This is a genomic window from Flavonifractor plautii ATCC 29863, from assembly GCF_000239295.1.
In the GTDB taxonomy this organism is placed as follows: Bacteria; Bacillota; Clostridia; order Oscillospirales; family Oscillospiraceae; genus Flavonifractor; species Flavonifractor plautii.
Map to the genome: position 1 here is coordinate 18,015 of NZ_JH417800.1, position 1,219 is coordinate 19,233.

2 protein-coding genes are annotated in these 1,219 nt (G+C 50.5%); one reads left to right on the forward strand and one right to left on the reverse strand.

Features of this window, described 5'->3' with window-relative positions; all coding sequences use genetic code 11:
- Window positions 1-293 precede the first annotated feature (293 nt).
- A complete protein-coding gene (locus tag HMPREF0372_RS11370; protein ID WP_007492455.1) occupies window positions 294-812 on the reverse strand; it encodes a hypothetical protein in 519 nt (172 codons plus the stop codon).
- Window positions 813-924: 112 nt separating this feature from the next.
- Between HMPREF0372_RS11370 and HMPREF0372_RS11375 the strand changes: the two genes are divergently transcribed.
- Window positions 925-1,134 carry a helix-turn-helix domain-containing protein gene (locus tag HMPREF0372_RS11375; RefSeq protein WP_007492457.1) on the forward strand — a complete coding sequence of 70 codons (210 nt, stop codon included), beginning with the start codon at window positions 925-927 and terminating at the stop codon, window positions 1,132-1,134.
- Window positions 1,135-1,219 lie beyond the last annotated feature (85 nt).

Here is a 1,219-nt window from a genome sequence, read left to right on the forward strand (position 1 = left end):
CGCAGGGGCAATTCATTTGCCCCGAGCATGTGAAGGCCACAGGGTTCCCAAAACACCCTGTGTTTTGGGAGCGCCGACGCGATGATCTGGCAGGGCGTCAGCTATTAAAAAAGGTTCCGTTCTCCTGCGGCCCGTCGGCCACCGGAACCCTATCGCAAGATGGGGCGGCGCGGCAAGCGCCGTACAAGCGTTTTCGCCAGAGGCGAAAACCTTGGCGCAGGGGCAATTCATTTGCCCCGAGCATGTGAAATAGACGCAGAAAAAAGCAGGTGTCCCGGCGGGACACCTGCTTTTTATTCATATTCCCGGTTCGGTTCGATGTACCGCTGAATCCACGCCTTGTACTCCGGCGTCCCCGCCCCCGCCTGACAGCCGAAATAACAGCTATACATGGCCTCGAAATCGTCCCGGTATAGCACGGCGGTCCGGTAGCTGTCCCAAAATGAGCTCAGCGGCTTTCCCTTTTCTGCGACCAACCTGCTCAGCATACGAAATGCCGTCCGCTCCGCCTTGTCCTCTGCCTGGGGGGAAGCCAAAATTTTTTCCTGGGAGATGTCGTCCTCTCCATAGGTAAAGATGCCCTCGGCAGAGAGATCGGAGAGCTTTTTATTCTTTTGGTAGCAGGCTGCGCAATAGCGGAGGGCAACCATATGGCGATATGCCTCATAAGACCGGAACGCCTCGCTGATTCCCGGCCAGCTTCCCAGAATCTCCACGAGGGCCTCATGCTCGGCACAGACCAGACGGTAGGCCGGACAGGTTTCCCGCATGTAGTCCTTGCGTTCGTTTAATAGCTCCTCTATTTCCAACATTAAAGTCACCCCCCAATATAGACTATAGCATTATCTAATGTAAAAGTCTATAGTTTTATAGTCTGGTTACCCTAATATCTAATTATTACATTAGATAGCGAGGGCATAGACTATGATTAAGTTAGATATTCTCTCCCTGTTAAAAGCAAAAGGAAAAAGTAAGTATTGGCTGTATAAGCAGCTCGGTATGAGCTATCAAAATTTTAATCGAATGGTCAACAATGAAACAAAGTCCATCCGTTATGAAAACATTGAAGCAATGTGTTTTCTTCTAAACTGTACTCCAAACGACCTATTCATTATCGACTTTGACGAATCCTGATTTTTTGTTATACTATAAGCACCTTGTTTCTGGCAGGGACTCGCCCAACCATGTAGGGGCGGCCTTTATGGCCGCCCGCGGGCGA